Source organism: Crocinitomix algicola (assembly GCF_001661595.2).
Classification (GTDB): domain Bacteria; phylum Bacteroidota; class Bacteroidia; order Flavobacteriales_D; family Crocinitomicaceae; genus Crocinitomix; species Crocinitomix algicola.
This window is the reverse complement of the sequence record NZ_LYPF02000016.1, coordinates 159,327-177,570: the sequence shown is the minus strand read 5'-3', so window position 1 is coordinate 177,570 and position 18,244 is coordinate 159,327. Positions and strand designations below refer to the sequence as shown.

Annotated in this window: 16 protein-coding genes; 11 read left to right on the top strand and 5 right to left on the bottom strand. The window is 36.0% G+C overall.

Going from position 1 to position 18,244, the window contains the following annotated elements; translation table 11 throughout:
* Together A8143_RS10670 and A8143_RS10665 are read right to left on the bottom strand one after the other, a co-directional pair.
* Positions 1–1,005, bottom strand: a 1,005-nt coding sequence (locus A8143_RS10670; RefSeq protein ID WP_139134335.1) for a hypothetical protein, incomplete at its 3' end; no start/stop codon positions are given.
* A 16-nt stretch (positions 1,006–1,021) separates the two neighbouring features.
* Positions 1,022–1,327, bottom strand: coding sequence for a hypothetical protein (locus A8143_RS10665; protein WP_066758878.1), 306 nt, complete (start codon positions 1,325–1,327; stop codon positions 1,022–1,024).
* A gap of 185 nt (positions 1,328–1,512) precedes the next feature.
* On the opposite strand from A8143_RS10665, the gene A8143_RS10660 reads away from it, so the two are divergent.
* Together A8143_RS10660 and A8143_RS10655 are read left to right on the top strand one after the other, a co-directional pair.
* Positions 1,513–2,169, top strand: a complete 657-nt coding sequence (locus tag A8143_RS10660; protein WP_066758877.1) for a hypothetical protein — start codon at positions 1,513–1,515, stop codon at positions 2,167–2,169.
* Between the two features lie 66 nt (positions 2,170–2,235).
* Positions 2,236–3,888: a SpoIIE family protein phosphatase gene (locus tag A8143_RS10655; protein ID WP_066758875.1), complete on the top strand. Its 1,653-nt coding sequence runs from the start codon at positions 2,236–2,238 to the stop codon at positions 3,886–3,888.
* Here the strand turns inward: A8143_RS10655 and A8143_RS10650 are convergent.
* Positions 3,885–4,448, bottom strand: a complete 564-nt coding sequence (locus A8143_RS10650) for an RNA polymerase sigma factor (RefSeq protein ID WP_066758890.1) — start codon at positions 4,446–4,448, stop codon at positions 3,885–3,887. The genes A8143_RS10655 and A8143_RS10650 overlap by 4 nt on opposite strands.
* 129 nt (positions 4,449–4,577) lie before the next feature.
* Here A8143_RS10650 and A8143_RS10645 point away from each other — a divergent pair, with 129 nt between their 5' ends.
* Positions 4,578–5,465 carry a hypothetical protein gene (locus A8143_RS10645; protein WP_066758873.1) on the top strand — a complete coding sequence of 296 codons (888 nt, stop codon included), beginning with the start codon at positions 4,578–4,580 and terminating at the stop codon, positions 5,463–5,465.
* 34 nt (positions 5,466–5,499) lie between these two features.
* Here A8143_RS10645 and A8143_RS10640 read toward each other — a convergent pair whose 3' ends face one another.
* Positions 5,500–7,533 (bottom strand): DUF2341 domain-containing protein, encoded by a 2,034-nt coding sequence (locus A8143_RS10640; protein WP_066758871.1) that lies wholly within the window; start codon positions 7,531–7,533, stop codon positions 5,500–5,502.
* 274 nt (positions 7,534–7,807) lie between these two features.
* Between A8143_RS10640 and purH the strand changes: the two genes are divergently transcribed.
* The 8 genes from purH (at position 7,808) to A8143_RS10600 (ending at position 17,138) form a co-directional block, all read left to right on the top strand.
* Positions 7,808–9,337 carry a bifunctional phosphoribosylaminoimidazolecarboxamide formyltransferase/IMP cyclohydrolase gene (gene purH / locus A8143_RS10635; protein ID WP_066758869.1) on the top strand — a complete coding sequence of 510 codons (1,530 nt, stop codon included), beginning with the start codon at positions 7,808–7,810 and terminating at the stop codon, positions 9,335–9,337.
* 97 nt (positions 9,338–9,434) lie between these two features.
* Complete coding sequence (locus A8143_RS10630; RefSeq protein WP_066758867.1) at positions 9,435–10,460, top strand: rod shape-determining protein; 1,026 nt, start codon at positions 9,435–9,437, stop codon at positions 10,458–10,460.
* 39 nt (positions 10,461–10,499) lie between these two features.
* Entirely contained in the window at positions 10,500–11,333 is an 834-nt protein-coding gene (mreC, locus tag A8143_RS10625) for a rod shape-determining protein MreC (RefSeq protein WP_066758865.1), read from the top strand.
* On the top strand, positions 11,326–11,841 hold the full coding sequence (locus A8143_RS10620) for a hypothetical protein (RefSeq protein WP_066758863.1): 516 nt from the start codon (positions 11,326–11,328) through the stop codon (positions 11,839–11,841). The genes mreC and A8143_RS10620 overlap by 8 nt, the downstream gene beginning before the upstream one ends.
* Positions 11,838–13,688: a penicillin-binding protein 2 gene (gene mrdA, locus A8143_RS10615; protein ID WP_066758861.1), complete on the top strand. Its 1,851-nt coding sequence runs from the start codon at positions 11,838–11,840 to the stop codon at positions 13,686–13,688. The genes A8143_RS10620 and mrdA overlap by 4 nt, the downstream gene beginning before the upstream one ends.
* The gene (rodA, locus tag A8143_RS10610; protein ID WP_066758859.1) at positions 13,685–15,070 is read left to right on the top strand and encodes a rod shape-determining protein RodA; all 1,386 of its coding nucleotides are present in this window, start codon (positions 13,685–13,687) and stop codon (positions 15,068–15,070) included. The genes mrdA and rodA overlap by 4 nt, the downstream gene beginning before the upstream one ends.
* Positions 15,070–15,837 (top strand): CPBP family intramembrane glutamic endopeptidase, encoded by a 768-nt coding sequence (locus A8143_RS10605; protein ID WP_066758857.1) that lies wholly within the window; start codon positions 15,070–15,072, stop codon positions 15,835–15,837. Before rodA ends, A8143_RS10605 begins: the two co-directional genes overlap by 1 nt.
* Before the next feature lie 251 nt (positions 15,838–16,088).
* A complete protein-coding gene (locus A8143_RS10600) occupies positions 16,089–17,138 on the top strand; it encodes a hypothetical protein (RefSeq protein ID WP_066758855.1) in 1,050 nt (349 codons plus the stop codon).
* Here A8143_RS10600 and A8143_RS10595 read toward each other — a convergent pair.
* Complete coding sequence (locus tag A8143_RS10595) at positions 17,119–18,234, bottom strand: tetratricopeptide repeat protein (RefSeq protein ID WP_066758850.1); 1,116 nt, start codon at positions 18,232–18,234, stop codon at positions 17,119–17,121. The two genes, A8143_RS10600 and A8143_RS10595, sit on opposite strands and share 20 nt — an antisense overlap.
* Positions 18,235–18,244: the final 10 nt, after the last annotated feature.

Sequence of the window (18,244 nt, the reverse complement as noted above, 5' to 3'; positions counted from 1 at the left end):
CACCGCTCCACCTTCACAAACTTCAACATCCTCGCCTGCATCAATAGCTGGTGGTGCGAGTACATCAACATCTACCGTAGCTGTATTCTCACAACCATTAGCATCTGTTCCGGTTACCGTAAAAGTATTAATTCCTGCTGTTAATGGTTCATGAGCCACTCCATCAGTAACACCTCCATCCCAGACATAGGTCACCGCTCCTGATCCGGTCAAAATCACTTCATCTCCTAAGCAAATTTCAGTTGCATCAGCAGTTCCTGAAACAACGGGTAAATCATAAACTGTAATCTCCACTGAAAAGTCACAATCATCGTCACTATCACTTGTTGCGGTATACGTTGTTACACCAACAGGTGGTACAAAAGCTACTCCATTTGTCACCCCTCCGTCCCAAGTAATTGTTCCGCCATGTGTTGAAGTCGCTTCTAAGGTCACCTCTTCCCCTAAACAAACTTCTGTTGCTGAAACCGTTGTAAGCATGTCGTCACAGGCTCCTCCCCCATCAATCGCCATGTCTGTCCATAGCCAAAGTGAGTTGTCTGTAATCCCATCTGCCTCTATATCAATTCTATCTGTCGCTGAAATAGCCGTAAATGTTACTTCCATGGAAAACCAATCCCTCCATTCCGGTTCTGGCACGTATGGAATTGTAGTTATGTCGAGAGCAGCCCCACTTAACATAGATAAATTACCATGTCTATCATAGGCCGGTGTACCAATTACGCGATCATACATATAATAAACAGTCAACACGTACTCTTCTCCAACTGTTAAATCTGAAATTTCATATCCCCATTTTTCTTTTGTTGCCCCATAAAACACACCTCCGTGATAGGTACCTGTCAAAGGCGAAGGTGTAAATGGATGGTCAAAAAAACCACCTGGACCAGGCATGGGATCGGATGAGCCCACGAGATTAACCGGTAAGGTATTAACAGTTTGACCAAATATTTGAAATGGTGAAATAAGAAGTAAAATGTAAAATAATAGTTTTGGATTTTTCATTGTATTCAGGTCTTAATTATCGGGATATGATATACGTTAAATCTATTGATCCTCTTCTTCCTTTAATCAAATATTCACCTTCTTCGCAAGCCGAAAAATCTATGGTAAATTTTTGATTTAGTTCGTCCTTTAAAATAATGGGTTGCACACCTGAAATCTCTTCATTATCGGAAGTTAATATTTGAAGAGATTCCGATTCAAATTGAACTTCATTAAAGGTGATTTTATATTCATACAGTGGATATGGCTGCGGCTCACCCGCTTGAGAAAAACAGTTCGCATGAAATGAAATCAGGAACAAAAAGGCTAAAAGCAATTTCATAAGTTTATTTGTTTGGTGGTTTTGTTATTTGGTAAACGTATTTTTTCGACGAAGCGTTGCTTTTAATCGTTTAATTATCGGTTAGTTAAGGATAACTTAAGTTTTAAAACGATTTAATAACATTCTAGTAAAATTGTCTACTTTTGATTTTTATACCAAATTGATAAATTTTACGTTTAACTGGTATGCGTTTTCTCACTCTACTTCTATCAATTCCCTTATTTAATTTTGCTCAAACGCTAAATTTTAATCCCAATGTTCAAGTGAACAAAACGATAGCACAAGACTATTATGACACTGATTTCATCTACATTGAAAATAACTCTTCAAAAAGTCTTTCTTTAGATTTTGAGGTGTTAGACAATGATTTACTGAACGAATGGAGTACTTCGGCTTGTACGAATTTTCAATGCTTCAATCTCATTCCAAAAGTTGGATCATTCGGAAATTTAGATCCTGGTTCACAAGGATTTTTATCTTTAAACTTATCCGCCAACGAAACATTAGGAACTGGTTCCATTCTGTTTCTCATAACAAGTCCGGATGACGCTAGCATAAGTGACACCTTACGATTTGAATATACCGTTACGGAAACAGGTAAGTTGGAAGCAAAACCCTGGGCAAAAATAAATCATATCAATGGTGTTTTAACGGTGTTTTTGGACAATCCATTTGCCAATGCTACTTTGCTCATTACACAATTAAATGGTCAAATAGTTTATCAAAACGATTTAGAACCTATTACTTCAATTGCACTCCGCGATTATGCTGCAGGATTCTATTTAATTGCAATACAAGACGAACAAGGTCGAACATTAAAAGAAACTGTATTTCAACCCTGAATAACCATTTTTAAGTAACATGTTTGTAACTTTGTCTTATACAACTGAAAAGGCTCTACTCTATATATGCGACGCATACCCTTTACAAATCGTGTTTTAATTGCGTTAATTACAACTGTTTTAATGGTAATTGCCAGTGCTTTTTGGGTGAATTGGTCTTTACAGAACATCGTCACGAAAATAGAAGATGAAGCTAAACCGAATGAGCGACTGGTTCATCTAAAAAATGTTCTCTTTACGGTGACTAACGCAGAGAGTCAGGTAAAATCTTACGGCATCACGTTGGACGATGATTATTTAAACCGATACAATGAATCAATTCGCAATGTCCAAACCAGTATAAAACAACTTTATCGTACAGCAAAAAATGACACAGCATTTTTAAGAGATGTTCGACAAATTGACGCACTATCACAGCAGAAATTCGATGTACTCGATGAGCTGCTGGTTGTGCAGAATGAGCAAAGTGTAAGCAGTGTATTTGAAAAAGTCGAGAACAAAGTTGGATTAGTCACCGATGTCGCAATACCAAAAGAAAAAGAGGATCGCCAGGCTGGTTTTTTAAATAAATTATTCGGTAACAGGAGTCAAGCGAAGAATCAAAAAAAAGTCCCCAACTATTCGTATAGCACCTTAAATAGAGAAATTTCTACACTTAAAGCAGAAGAGAAAGAATATGAGAATGAACTCAAAAAGAAAGAATTGCAATTAATTCAATCTAATCAACGCATAATGGACAATATTGCGAACATTGTTACGGCAATAGAAAAGAGTGAAGAATTTAAATTACAAGTCAAAATTAAAGAGGCGGGCATTGAGGGTAAATTCACTCGAAATTTAATTGCCTTCTTCTGCTTTCTATCATGTATACTCTTAGTTGTTGCAGGCTACACCATCTATATCTATGTTAAAAAGAATGATGCTTACAAACAGGATCTGCAATTTTCGCATGATGAAAAGGCGCGAATAAACGAAGAAATTTTGGCGAGTATCACTTATGCTAAAAGATTGCAAACTGCCATCTTACCGGATGATAAAAAAATCAATCGCCTTTTACCCAATTCTTTTGTGCTATACAAGCCCAAAGATATTGTTGCAGGAGATTTCTATTGGATGGTTGAGAAAGATGATTTTCTCTATATCGCTGTTGCCGACTGCACCGGTCATGGCGTTCCAGGCGCTTTAGTAAGCATGACTTGTTCAAGCGCTCTTAATCGGTCTGTAAAAGAATTTAACTTAACCGAACCTGCACTAATACTCGACAAATGTCTATCGCTAATCATTGAAACCTTTGAAAGTGGTGACTACACTGTTTACGACGGGATGGATATTTCATTATGTCGAATTGACCGCAAAAGCAATACTTTACAATTCGCTGGAGCGAACAACCACCTGTATTATATCACTAATGGGGAGCCAAAGGAATTAAAAGCAGATAAACAATCAGTTTCACGATTTTATGCTGATCGCTCATTTACAAATCATGAAATAAAGTTCAATTCTGAAGATTTATTTTTTCTTTATACTGATGGTTTACAAGATCAATTTGGTGGACCTAAACGTAAAAAACTTATGCCTCATCGCGTAAAATCATTCTTATTGGAAAACAAAGACTTACCTTATGAAAAACAACGTGAACGCCTTGTAAATGCGTATGAAGAATGGAAAGGTGAGTTAGAACAAATCGATGATATTTGTATTTGGGGATTTCGAATTTAAGCAGATTTTAACTGTTCATATTCATGTATCAGCTTTTTTCTTAGTTGAACCACGGCGTATCTTTTCCGAGAAATTAAAGTATTCACCGATTCACCTAATTCAGCAGAAATTTCTTTAAATGACAAACCTTCATATTCGTGCATTTCAAAGACCTTCCTCTGGTCCTCTGGCAATTCTTTTAAACAGTTTTTTATTAACTCCGCTAAATTCTCTCGTTCGAGCAACTCATCCGGCAACGCCTTAAAATCGAGAATAGATGATTCGAACGAATTTGAAAATTCGCTATCTTCTTGCTCTGCTGTTCCAATTTGACTAAATGGAATACTTTTCTTTTTGCGATATAAATCCGTGATTTTATTACGCGCAACTTGGAAGAGCCATGCACTTATTTTCTCAATATTATTGAATTCACCTGAAACACGGGCCAATTGAAAGAAAACGTCTTGTAAAATATCTTCTGCGTCAAGCTGAGAACTGACCCTTTTACGAATGAAATTAAACAATCGTTTTTGTTCTTTCACAACAGTTTGCGATATAACCAATTCTTGTGCTTTACTCATGTCATTTTTAATAAGAGGTTTAAATATACCGCTATTGAAAAGACATAAATCGTTAATTTCAACAAACAAAAGAGATTTCTCAATTAATCGCTTTTTTGTTACTTTCAACCTGATTTGCATTATTCATATATGAGATATTTTTTACATTTTTTAACATTTTTAGTTGTTGTTAGTTGCCAAACAGAGGTTCATTCAACAGGATTTGAAGAAACGAAATTAGAGCCGTCAATTACTATAAATGAACCCATAAGTGAAGAGTTTGGTCGATCAGCCATAAAAAAACGTATTGCCCTAAAAAAAGCCAATAATGAACCATTAATTGTACATGGTTATATTCCACTTTGTGATAATGAGCATCAAGGAATTGTTCCAACCAGTGAGAGCTTAGGAAACGGTTTAAGTTTAAGAACAAATTTATATTGGGCGACAAGCGGTGGAACGAAAGCTTATTTCGCAAAGGCTCGGGACTGGGAATTAGTTTATAATCAATTGGATCTTGATACGAATGTTTTAGAAAGAGTTGTTTTCAAAAAGAACTATCCTGAATCCACCGTTTATTTTATTGCAGATGCTTACCGTGGAGATCGGATGGAAGAAACCATGAACGACTATCTAGCAGCTATTGCAGGTCATCGTTCACAACAAGTGAATTTACCAAGTCATAAAACCTTAAATGTTGCCGATGAAGCCGATTTAATAATTTTCAATGGACATAATGGGGTTATGGATTATATCGATATTAAACCATGGATTAACAACACCAGTAAACGAACTGATGTCGTCATGAACGCATGTGTTTCCTACGGATATTTACAAGAAGAATTGATGCTGGCCGGTGGTTATCCATTGGTCAGAACTAATTCCCTACTTTTTCCTGGCGCTTATGTTTTAGAACAAATAATTGATGACTGGGTGAATGATATCGATCCTGTTCAACTCTGTTTAAATGCAGGCAGAGCTTATTGTAAAAAACATGACTGTGGTGTAGGAACAAAAGTTTATATCAGTGGATGGTAAAAAAACCTCGCCGAACTGACGAGGCTATATCATCTTACTGTTTGATTAATCGAAGCGTTTGGTTGGATTCATTCTGAATTACTTCAACAAAATAAATTCCGTTGGCAAGTGGCAAATCCAAAGTTAAAATTTGATTTCCAACCACAGTTTGAGACAAGATGATTTGTCCATCTGAACTTGAAACAACCAATTGCAATTCACCAGAAACTCCCAACAAATCGACATTAAATAAACCGGTTGTTGGATTTGGGTAAACGCTAAATTTAGCGCTACTATTCTCTTGAATTGTCATTCCAGTTATCGCAACACATGCTGAAGTGTCAACACACTCACCAATACTTACTTCAACCGCGTAATTGCCGTTTTCTGAAGGCATAAACTCCATATTTGTTTCGCCATCAATTGTTGCATAATCATCGCTACAATCTAACCACTGATATGTTGCATCTTCTTGGTTTGAACTGATTGTAAAGCCGGAAGTACTCGTTCCATTATCAAGATTTGTAATTGTTACTCCAATATTGTCGAATTGTGTACATCCATTCGCGTCAATTACAGTTAAGGTGTATAAACCCGAGCTTGTTACAGTATCAATTTGATCTGTATCACCATCCGACCAATCATAAGAGGCAAATCCAGGGCCAGCATCCAAAAATACGGTATCACCACAATTTGAAATATCCTCACCTAAGTCTAACAACGGTGTTAATTCATAAACGTCGATTGTCGTCACAATAGTACTGTCACAGCCAAATTCAGCAGTCATAAATTCACTGGTATAGCTAATTTCATCCAAAATAGATTCAATTACTGTTCCATCAGGAAACTCAAAAGACTCACCAGAACAAATCGTATACCCTTCTTCTATATAAAATGATTCACCAATAGAAACATCTACAGAATCAGTCTGTTCGCAACCTTCATCATCAGTTACTGTTAGATAAACCCATCCATCAGCGAGAATAGTTTCAATTTGCTCATCACCTCCAGAACTCCAATCATACAAAATGTATCCTTCACCAGCATCCAAAATTCCTTCTTCACATGCCAATAATTCTGACGGTAAATCTAATGTTCCTGCAGGTGAAAATTCTCCTAAATCCCCAACCTCTAGTGTTGGTGGAATAGCGGCATACTTCCTTACACGAATCCAATCCATATTCATTGAACCGGCACCAGAAGATATTCCACCTATTGCTAATCTTAGATCCTCATCCTTAGCATACAAATCATTTGAGGAAAGGATTTCACCCGCGGTTGGAAAATTTCCTACAAGAGATCCCGTTTCAATCCAAGTGAATGACCAAACTCCTTCAGGATCAGTATACCCAACGAGAGGCGAAGCCCAATTATGACCTGAACACCAATCAGATCCACCACCAGTCAATGAAATTCGAGCTTGATCAGCCGCCCCCATTAAACCATAATTTTTTTTACTTGATTCTTTCGCCCAATAAATTGCGGGCCAATTTCCAGAAATACTGTTCATCTTAACCTCTGCAGTATATACTTCTTCAACTGGAAAGGTGCTGTTTGAACCAAGCATTCCACTTGCAGTCCAAGCTAAATTAAAATCACCTTCAAATACAGCGCTATCCGAGATTCCTCCACATAAATATTCTAAGTTGAAATCAGCATCAACAAAACCTTCGTAGAACGCAAAAGTACAGGCTGGATCAGACACTGGATCAGCATCAGGATTACCAATAAAAGCATATAAATCAATCGTCTCACCCGCTCCAATCTCAGGAACCTTAACCCAAATCACCGTTTCAGTTGTATTTATTCCACTTTCAATAAAATAACATAAAGGCTCACAGCAAGTTCCATTTGTAACACGTAAGTCCCTTCCGTCTGCTTCCATTAATCCCATCATTATAGGTGTTTCAGTATCTAATATTACTTGAATTTGATAGTCAGTAAGAGCATCACCAGCGCTATTATCTATTGTTAACGGAATTCTGTTTTCCCAATCTTGCATGCATTCTTGTGCAAAAATTTGATTGTTTAACAAAAAAGTAGAGCTAATAAAAAATAGCGATAGAAGCAGTTTTTTACTTGTTTTCATAGGGATAGATTTTGGTTTTAGATTTTTCAAATATATTAAAAAGCATTGAGATATCCCACATTAATAATCAATCATTCAAATCTTTACAAGCTGAAAACGATCAAGTTTTCAGTCAAAAAGGAGCGCGAATTTCGGCATGAAAATTATCACGAATAATCAACAAAATGCAACATTTATTAAAAACAAGCCATTTTTATAGATAATAAACCCACGAATAGCGCCTAAAATAGTACCTTTGTATCTTCTATTTTACAGAATCGATTTTAAACTGGTAATGGCCGAAAGAAAAAGGATTAAAAATGCATTAATCTCTGTATTTGATAAAACAGGATTAGATGCAATTGTTAAGGAGTTAGACGCGCAAGGTGTCACAATTTATTCAACTGGAGGAACGGAAAAATTCATAAAAGATTTAGGGATCGCTGTTGAGCGCGTTGAGGATTTAACCTCTTACCCTTCTATATTAGGAGGACGTGTTAAAACATTACATCCAAAAATATTTGGGGGTATACTTTCTCGCAGAGATCTTGAGGAAGATCAAAAGCAGGTAGCTGAATATGGAATTCCTGACTTAGATTTGGTAATTGTTGACTTGTATCCTTTTGAGGCAACTGTTGCATCAGGAGCTTCGCATGAAGACATCATTGAAAAAATTGATATAGGAGGAATATCGTTGATTCGGGCAGCGGCAAAAAACTATAAAGACGTTGTTATCGTTCCATCAAAAAAAGAATATCAGAATTTATTGGAAATACTGCAAAACCATAAAGAAGGTACAAGTTTGGAAGAGCGCAAGGAGTTTTCTCGTGCTGCCTTCGAAGTATCTTCTCATTATGACACGCATATTTTCAATTATTTCAACCAAGGTGAAGTAGACGTGTTTAAACAAAGCATTTCAACAGCCAAAGTTTTAAGATACGGAGAAAACCCTCATCAAAAAGGTGTGTTTTACGGTGATTTGGATGCGATGTTTGACAAATTACACGGCAAAGAACTTTCATACAATAATTTATTGGATGTTGATGCCGCTGTTCAGCTCATGGAAGATTTCAAAAATGACAATCCAACCTTTGCCATTTTAAAACACAATAATGCTTGTGGACTAGCAACTCGACCAACAATATCTGAAGCTTATACAGATGCTTTGGCTGGAGATCCAGTTTCTGCTTTTGGAGGAATTTTAATTTCCAATACGGAAATCGATGTAGAAACGGCCAATAAAATTCACGAATTGTTTTGCGAGGTTGTTATTGCTCCAGGATTCGTAGATGAAGCCTTAACTATTTTAAAAGGTAAGAAAAATCGTGTTCTACTCGTACAAAAGGAAGTGTCTTTACCAAAAAAGACTTTTAGAACTATATTGAATGGAGTTCTTGAACAAGATAAAGACTTAATTACGGATCAACAAGTAAATTTTGAATCGAAAACTGAGCAAAATCCGACAGCCCAAGAACTGAATGATTTAGAATTTGCAAACAAACTTGTTAAGCACACAAAATCGAATACAATTGTTTTAGCCAAAAATGGACAACTATTAGCAAGTGGAACCGGACAAACATCGCGTGTCGATGCTTTACGTCAAGCCATTCACAAAGCAAACTCATTCAACTTTGATTTAAAAGGAGCTGTAATGGCATCAGATGCCTTCTTCCCTTTCCCAGATTGTGTTGAAATAGCAGATAATGCTGGGATTACGGCAGTAGTTCAACCAGGTGGATCAATTAAAGATCAAGATTCGATTGACTATTGCAACAAGGCAGGAATGAGTATGGTGTTTACCGGAAATCGACATTTTAAACATTAAACGCACTGAATATCTAATTGTAAAGTGTATATTGAGTAACTTTTTTTAACACTTACAGTAAAAAACAAGATAATTTACAGACTTAATAAATGCCTCAATGGGACTATTTGATTTTTTAACACGCGAGATTGCGATTGACCTAGGGACAGCGAATACCTTAATCATAATGAATGATAAAGTTGCAGTTGACGAACCCTCGATTGTCGCAAAAGATATACAAAGCGGAGCAATTGTTGCTATTGGAAAACAAGCACAACAAATGCATGGGAAAACCCATAAATTAATCGAGACTATTAGGCCTTTAAAGGATGGTGTAATTGCCGATTTTGAATCTGCAGAACAGATGATTAGAGGAATGATTAAAATGATTCATACTGGAAATCGTTTAATTAGTCCTTCGCTTAGAATGGTTGTTTGTATTCCATCTGGTATTACTGAAGTTGAAAAACGTGCCGTTAGAGATAGTTGTGAGCATGCCGGCGCAAAAGAGGTTTATTTGATTCATGAACCAATGGCTGCTGCAATAGGTATTGGAATTGATGTGGAAGAACCGATGGGTAACATGATTATTGACATAGGTGGAGGTACATCAGAAATTGCCGTTATCGCTCTTGGAGGAATTGTATGTGATAAGTCAATACGAGTTGCTGGAGATGACTTTACAACAGACATTGAAGAGTACATGCGCCGCCAGCATAATATTTTGGTCGGTGAACGTACTGCTGAACAAATTAAAATTGAGGTTGGAAGTGCGTTAACTGACTTAGGAGATAAAGCACCAGCTCCGTTTGCTGTTCGAGGTCGTGATTTGATGACTGGAATACCTAAAGAAATTTCTATTACCTATTCAGAAGTTGCTCATGCTTTAGATAAGAGTATTTCGAAAATAGAGGAAGCAATTTTAACTGCATTAGAAATGACCCCACCTGAATTATCAGCTGATATTTATAAAACGGGGATTTATTTAGCGGGGGGTGGATCAATGCTAAGAGGACTGGATAGTCGTATATCAGAAAAAACTAAATTACCGATCCATATCGCAGAAGATCCGTTAAGAGCAGTGGCTCGAGGAACAAGTATCGCACTGAAGAATATCGGTCGTTTCCAATTCTTGATGCGATAATTTTATTCAACGTACGTGACAGAAGAATGTTAATCTACAATGCGAAACTTAATTCAATTCTTAAGAAAGTTTAGAGATTTTTTAATCTTTTTCATTCTTCAGGTAATTGTTTTGACGCTTTTTTTTAACAGTAAAAATTATCATCGTGCAAGAATGGCGAATACTTCTTCGGCTTTTATTGGCTGGTTCGTCGAGAAAAAACACAACATTACTAAGCATTTTGGTTTAGAAGAAGCCAATGAAGCACTTCTGGAAGAAAACGCACGCCTTAGAGCACTTTTACCAGAGAGCTATTATCATTTACAAGGCGACCTATTTTACGTAAATGACACCCTTAAAAAACAACAATTTCAATACATACCCGCTACAGTAATTGATGCCAAATACACCAAACGCAATAATTATTTTACCTTAAATCAGGGCAGCAATCAAGGTGTTGAAAAGGGCATGGGTGTAATTTCATCACAGGGTGTAATTGGCATAGTAACGGATGTCTCCAAACATTTTGCCATTGTAATGACCGTTTTATCGGATAAAATTAGAGTAAATGTAAAGCTTAAAAAAAACAATGAATATTGGTTGTTGAACTGGGATGGGATTGATAATGAATATGGCCAAATTCAAGAAGTTAAAAGAGATATTCCACTCGAAATTGGAGATGAAGTGGTTACGCGGGGCGGAGCTACAAAATTTCCTGAAGGAATTCCCGTTGGTAATATAGCTGAAATTGTAAAAAAAGAAGGCGAACAAACCATCTCATTAAGAATTAAGCTTGCTGTAAATTACAATGCCGTTTACAACGTGTACATTGTAAAAAACTTAATGCAACAAGAACAACTAAAATTAGAAAGTAGGATAGAAGAAGATGAATAATACATGGATAAAATATGGTGTATACTTCGTGTTAATTGTTCTCATTCAAGGACTTGTGGTGGACAATATTCAAATCAATGAATATCTAAATCCGATGATTTATCCGATTATGATTATGATGTTGCCGTTTGAATTGGGTGTCACAGTGACGATGCTTGTCGCGGTTATTTTAGGACTTTCTGTTGATATGTTTAGCAACACATTTGGTTTAAATGCATCTGCTGCTTTGGTAATTGGATATTTAAGACCGGGAATTTTAAATTTAATCAAGCCTCGTGATGGATACGATACGGTGCTTCTTCCCACCATTCACGATATGGGCAAACTTTGGTTTTTAACTTATGCAAGTATTCTTTTATTCATTCATCATTTGTGGTTCTTTGTCATCGAGATTCTTCGATTTGATCAATTTTTTCACATTGTCTTAAAAGCATTATTTAGCATTGTTTTTTCACTTGCTTTGATCATTTTATTTCAATACATTTTTTACAAGCCTTCTAAAAAATGAAAAATATTGATAACAGAAAATATGTCATCGCACTTCTCTTTGTTCTGATTCCAATTACCTTTATTGTTCGTTTATTCTACATGCAAGTGGTGGATGATAAGTGGAAAGAAAGAGCTGCACAAATATCCGAAAATAAAATTCTAACTTATCCTTCTCGCGGAATTGTCTACGATCGAAATCAAACTAAAATAATCGGCAATGAAATTTATTATGATATAAAAGTAGTACCGCGCCAAACCAAAAACACAGACAGTGTCGCTTTTTGCAAATTGGTTGGCATTAGTATGGAAGAATATACCGCTAGAATGATTAAAGCGCGAAAATATTCCATGCGTAAACCTTCGGAAATCGTTCGACAAATTCCACCGGATGAATTTTCTCTTATTGCTCCAGAACTCTATAAATATCCTGGATTTTTTGAAGTAGCAAGAACATTACGCGTATATCCTAAACAAATTGCGGCCCACGTTTTAGGATATATGAATGAGGTCAACAAAGGAGATATATCCAAAGACAACTACTATAAATCGGGTGATTATATTGGAAGGATGGGGATTGAGAAGATGTACGAAAAACAACTGCGTGGTCAACGTGGTGTGAAATATTACTTGCAGGACGCCATTGGTATTGCAACTGGAGAATATGAAAATGGCAAATACGACACATTAGCAAAGCAAGGCAAAAACATCAGTCTTTCAATCGATTGGGAATTGCAAGCTTATGGTGAAAAACTAATGCAAAACAAGCTCGGAAGTATTGTGGCTATTGAACCTTCAACTGGCGAAATATTAGCCATGGTTTCAGCCCCATCTTACGACCCCAACCTACTTGTTGGAAGACATCTAGGAGAAAACTACACGGCACTCTATAAAGACACCTTATTGCCTTTGATTAATCGATCAATTAATACAGCATATATGCCAGGCTCAATTTTTAAAACAGTAATGGCGTTAGCTGGAATGCAGGAAGGGGTTATTACAGAAAATTCGAGTTTTGCTTGCAATAAGAGTTTAATTGGCTGCCACAATCATCCAACAGCACAAAATGTTTCTGATGCGGTTAAAATGTCTTGTAATCCTTATTTTGTTTCATTAACACGAAGAATAGTACAACAGGGTAAAAGCAATAATATTTTTAAAGATGCTGCAATTGGAATGGATATTTGGGCAAAATATGTGAGAAGTTTTGGAATTGGAACTAATTTACATACAGATTTTCCCACTGAAACACGAGGAAACGTTCCGGATACAAAATACTATAATGAACATCTCAACTTCAATTGGGCTTTTAGTACTGTTCAATCAATTGCCATAGGTCAAGGGGAGGTAACTATTACGCCGCTTGAAATGGCAAACCTTGCAGCCATAATTGCAAACAGAGGCTATTATTATTATCCTCATTTCATTAAAGATATTGAAGGAGGAGACGTTCCAGATATATACAGCCAACCCAATTACACCATGGTTGATTCGGCCTATTTTGAACCGGTAATTGATGGAATGTGGCGCGTTGTACATGAGGCGGGAGGAACAGCCCGTCGAGCTAGAATGGACAGTATTGCTGTATGCGGTAAAACAGGAACCGTGGAAAACTTTAAAAATATAAATGGCAAACGTTATCAGCTAACGGACCATTCTAATTTTATGGCTTTTGCACCTCGAGAAAACCCGCAAATTGCAATTTCCGTATTTATTGAAAATTCAGGTTTTGGAGGTACATGGTCTGCACCAGTTGCAAGTTTAATGATCGAAAAATATATCAACCGTACAATTCAAGACACCGTTAAAGAAAATCGAATTTTAAATGCCAACCTCATTCCCGACGAGGATGATATTATAAGAAAATGAGAACGCAGGACAATAAATTATTCTCCAATATTGACTGGGCGCTGCTAGCTACCTATGTGATACTTGTTATATTCGGGATTAGTAATGTATACTCTGCTGTTTATAATCCTGATAAACCTGGCTTGTTTAATCTAGACACCGAACATGGAAAACAGATTATGTGGTTTGGTGTTTCACTTTTTTTAGGAGTCATTGTCCTCTTTCTAGAGTCATCATTCATTCGGAAATACGCTTATTGGGCCTATGGTGCTACCATGCTCTTGTTAATTGGAGTATTGTTTACTTCACCTATTAATGGTGCACGCTCTTGGTTTGGTTTTGGCAGTGTGGGTATTCAACCTTCTGAATTTGCAAAAATTGGTGTTGCTCTTGCTTTAGCCCGCTATATCGACATTAATAGTAGTGCGAAAACCAGAAAAAGAGTGACAAAAAACCTAGGATTAGCCAGTTTATGGGGTCTTGTACCGTTCATTCAAAAAAATAAAGGCATTGCCCTTATTTTAGGTTTGCCTTGTGCGCTTGTATTGCTCCAACCGGACGCGGGAACATTTATTGTATTTACCTCTTTTATTCTTGTTTTATATCGTGAAGGCTACGCAGGTAATATATTACTTTTTATTCTCGTTGCGGTCATAATCGCGGTCATTACTTTACTTGTTTCTGATTCAAGTTTTCTATTTCCAATATTTAAAATTAAACTATCCGGAAATACAGGCATCATCTTAGCACTTATCGTCATCGCCGGAATTCTCGCTTTACTGGTTAAATCTTTCATCTTAAAAAGGAATCGTAAATCACTTTATCGCTCAATCATCGGCAGTTTTATTGTTGCCGTAATTTTTGTGAATTTCGTAGAATTGGGATACTCCACAATTCTGCAGCCGCACCAAAAAGTACGAATTGATTTATTACTCGGTAAAATTGATGACCCAGACGGGAAAGGATATAATATTAACCGAGCAAAGGCTGCAATTGGATCGGGCGGATTTATGGGAAAAGGTTACAAATCCGCCACACTAGCAAATGCCAGTCAGAAGCATGTACCAATGCAAAGTACTGACTTTATTTTTTGTACTTGGTCAGAAGAGCGAGGCTTTGTAGGCTCTTTATTTTTGGTTCTTTTGTACACGTTTCTATTGCTGAAAATTGTAGTAATAGCCGAGCGTCAACGTTCAATTTTTACAAGAGTTTATGGCTATTGTGTTGGAGCCATTTTCTTTTATCACTTTTTAATTAATGTAGGAATGGCAATCGGTTTAGCCCCAGTGATTGGAATTCCTTTACCATTCTTTAGTTACGGAGGATCAGCAATGATGTCATTTTCTGTCCTCATTTTTATTCTTCTCAAATTAGACTCAGAACGTAAAATTGTCTTGAAATAATGCCTATTCGATCATTCTCCCCAGGAGCTCAAGTAATATTTTTCATTTTTATCATGATTTTCATGTCGCTTATGGGTGACTTGATTTTTTCGCTGGCATTATCCGCTGTTGTTGATTATGATGTACTCCTAAATATAAATTGGAAAGATCCTCGAATGTTAATAAGCCGAATTTTCTTTTCTCAGGTTTTCTACTTTCTACTATCCTTCCTTTTGTTTTTGAAATTATCTGGTCAACGATATTCAGATTTGATTCATACAGACCGTTTAAAATGGAGGCCCATTTTGTTCACGCTAATAGCCTTGATTTTATTGTATTTCTCAATGCCAATACTGTCATGGATCAATGAACTTATACGTCCCATATTACCGCCTGGAGTATTAGCATACCAGGCTAAAAATGAAGCATTGCAAGAATTAATCGTTTATCACAATAATCCTGTTCAGTTAATTTTTTCAATTGTTGTATTAGGACTAGTTCCAGCTATATTTGAAGAGCTAGTATTCAGAGGTTTTTTAATTAATAAAATGCTTGCCTCTGGCATTAGTGAGGTGGGGGCGATTCTAATGTCTTCAACAATATTTGCTATGAGTCATATGCAACCTTTAAATGTACTTGTTATGTTTGCTGCGGGATGCTTACTAGCTTTTATCTATCTGCGCTTTAAAAATATAAAATACAATATCATATTGCATTTTCTTTTTAACGGTGTACAACTCTTTATAGCTTATTCGATAGCAAACGGTTATTTTGAGTTAGGTTTTTGATAATTTATCAACAGGTGTTGTCATAAACATCTTAGATTAAACGATGTTAACTGTATGTATTTAATACATATTCATAGCGCTTACTAACCTGCTGCCATTAGCCAAAAAATAGAATTACGTAAAGAAGGATATCAAACCCAAACGGTAAAAATTAGGAAACTGGAACTATTTATACGGTAAACGAGGATCTTTCCTTACAAACTGAAGTTGAAGTTAATAACCTAAGTAACTCGATTGCAATTGATGGCTACATGGTAGGTGATACCAAACGAGTAGTTGAGATGGATCCGTTTGAAAATTCAATAACAATCTCCTCAATTGGTGCATCAAATGAAGTAAAAACAACAACCATTAAAGATGTAATGTACCTTGATCATCTTCAACTTGATGATTTTATATACGGCTATCGACGCTCTCCTGTAAACAATAACTTTATTTGTTATGATGGAAAAAAATTAAATCTGTATAATGAGAATTTAGACCTAAAGAATTCTTACCAAACAAAGTATTCAATTATCGAAGCTCACTTACTTTCGGATGATGTAATTATTTCATTAGAAATGAATGACAATGAATTGTATATCGGTGTACGTGATCATGGGAAGGAAGAATATCATGCCGTGGAATTGGATAAGTCCCAAGACAATAATTTTTTTAGATTGAATGTAAATGAAGAAGATGTAAAACGCTACGTTTCTTCCATTATGGGTGAACATAAAAAGTCTGATTTTTATCCAAATAGTACACAAATATTAACCTATAATTTAGTAGACCTGAAATTAGAGGACACAAAAGTGGAACGATTGAGTGAAAAAGTTACGTCAAGCAAGCGATCTAAATACTTGGTGAACAAAGGTGTTGTTTCAGATAAAAACAGTGCTTTTTTGAATTTAGAAGAACAATGGATTGTTACTACCACATCATCTACAGGAACCGGATCACGCACCTATTATACAGGTAGATTAGTTATTGTAAATGGCACCATTGGTAAACACAATGAAAAAATAATTGACAAATTTGCTAAATCTATGATTAATCAAGATAAATTATCTTTTCAAGTGGAACTAAAAAATGATAAACTGTTCTATTTATTTAATTCACACTTGAAAGAAAGACCTGCGATTAATCAGGTGGTTCTCAATAAAGAATTAGAGCCTCTGACGTGGAATATTCAGGACATTTATGCTGATCAAGGAACATTGTTATTGGGGTCAATTGGTTTTGATATGGAAGATGGTAGAAGAATGTATGTTCACCAATATAAAAGTAAATTAGGCTTTGCTATTTTCGATGTGAATTAGTCTTTCTTCTGAAAATTAAGAAAAGTATTCCCGCAATAATTATGGCACCAATTATAAATATCATTTTATAGTTGGTGCTGTTGTTTTCAGGTGTTGATTCCTCATGTGTTTCGAGTAATTCGTTTTCTGCTTTAGCTATTTCAATTGATTGGAAAGGCTGGATTGAATCAAGTTTAACCAAAGACAATAAGGATTTGGGATCGTGATTATGTTTTGTCCAATCAATTTTAAATTCATCAGAATTATTGTCGTCGATGATGTCTCTATAACGTACTCCTGAAATAGTTATATCCATGCCATCATGGAACGAATCATCAGCTTTAACTCCTTTATTTTTTGCTCTTAATTCCAACATTTTTTGAGTTTTAGCTCGAACGAGGTCTTGATCTGCTCCATAATATCCTTCTGCCATGTTATAAAATGCTTTTGCATATTCAAACGAAAATGTTTCTGCGTAACAATCACCTAAATCAATAAGCAAAGAAGCCATGATTGGGTCGGGCCCAGGACAAAATGGAAAGCGCTCCCGAATTTGAATTTCGATATGGTTACGAACTGAAGTATCCACAATTTCTTTCGCTGTGAGTTGCAAAACAGATCGATTATCTAACAAATTAGGTTGATCCAACATAGCGATCTTAGTCTCTAAAATTCGCACATGGACCCATTCGCTACCTTCATGCGAGTTTGGGTTGATGTCAAGTCCTTTTTGTATATAAACTAAAGCACTATCCAATTGTCCGTTTAGTTCATAAGCTGTTCCTAAATTGGCTGCAATTTTATATTCATTTGGCAGGTGAACACTTAAAACTTGCAAAATTTCTAATGCTTCTGCCGTTTTTCCTGCTTTCATTAACAAAATGGCGTAATCGGATAATAGGTATGGAGATTTTTCAACTTCTATTTTTTTTAATAAATCGGGAAGATTACGGTTAATTTTAGGTAAGTTGAAGTTTTTATTGAATCCTCTAAACCCAGTTTGCCCTAATTCATGAATATTTCCATGGGCGTCAACAGTGTGGTAGGTGTTAACACAGGATTGACCATTAAATCCGAATAGAATAAATACAAATAATAAGCACAATTTTATTTGCATAAGCTTATGT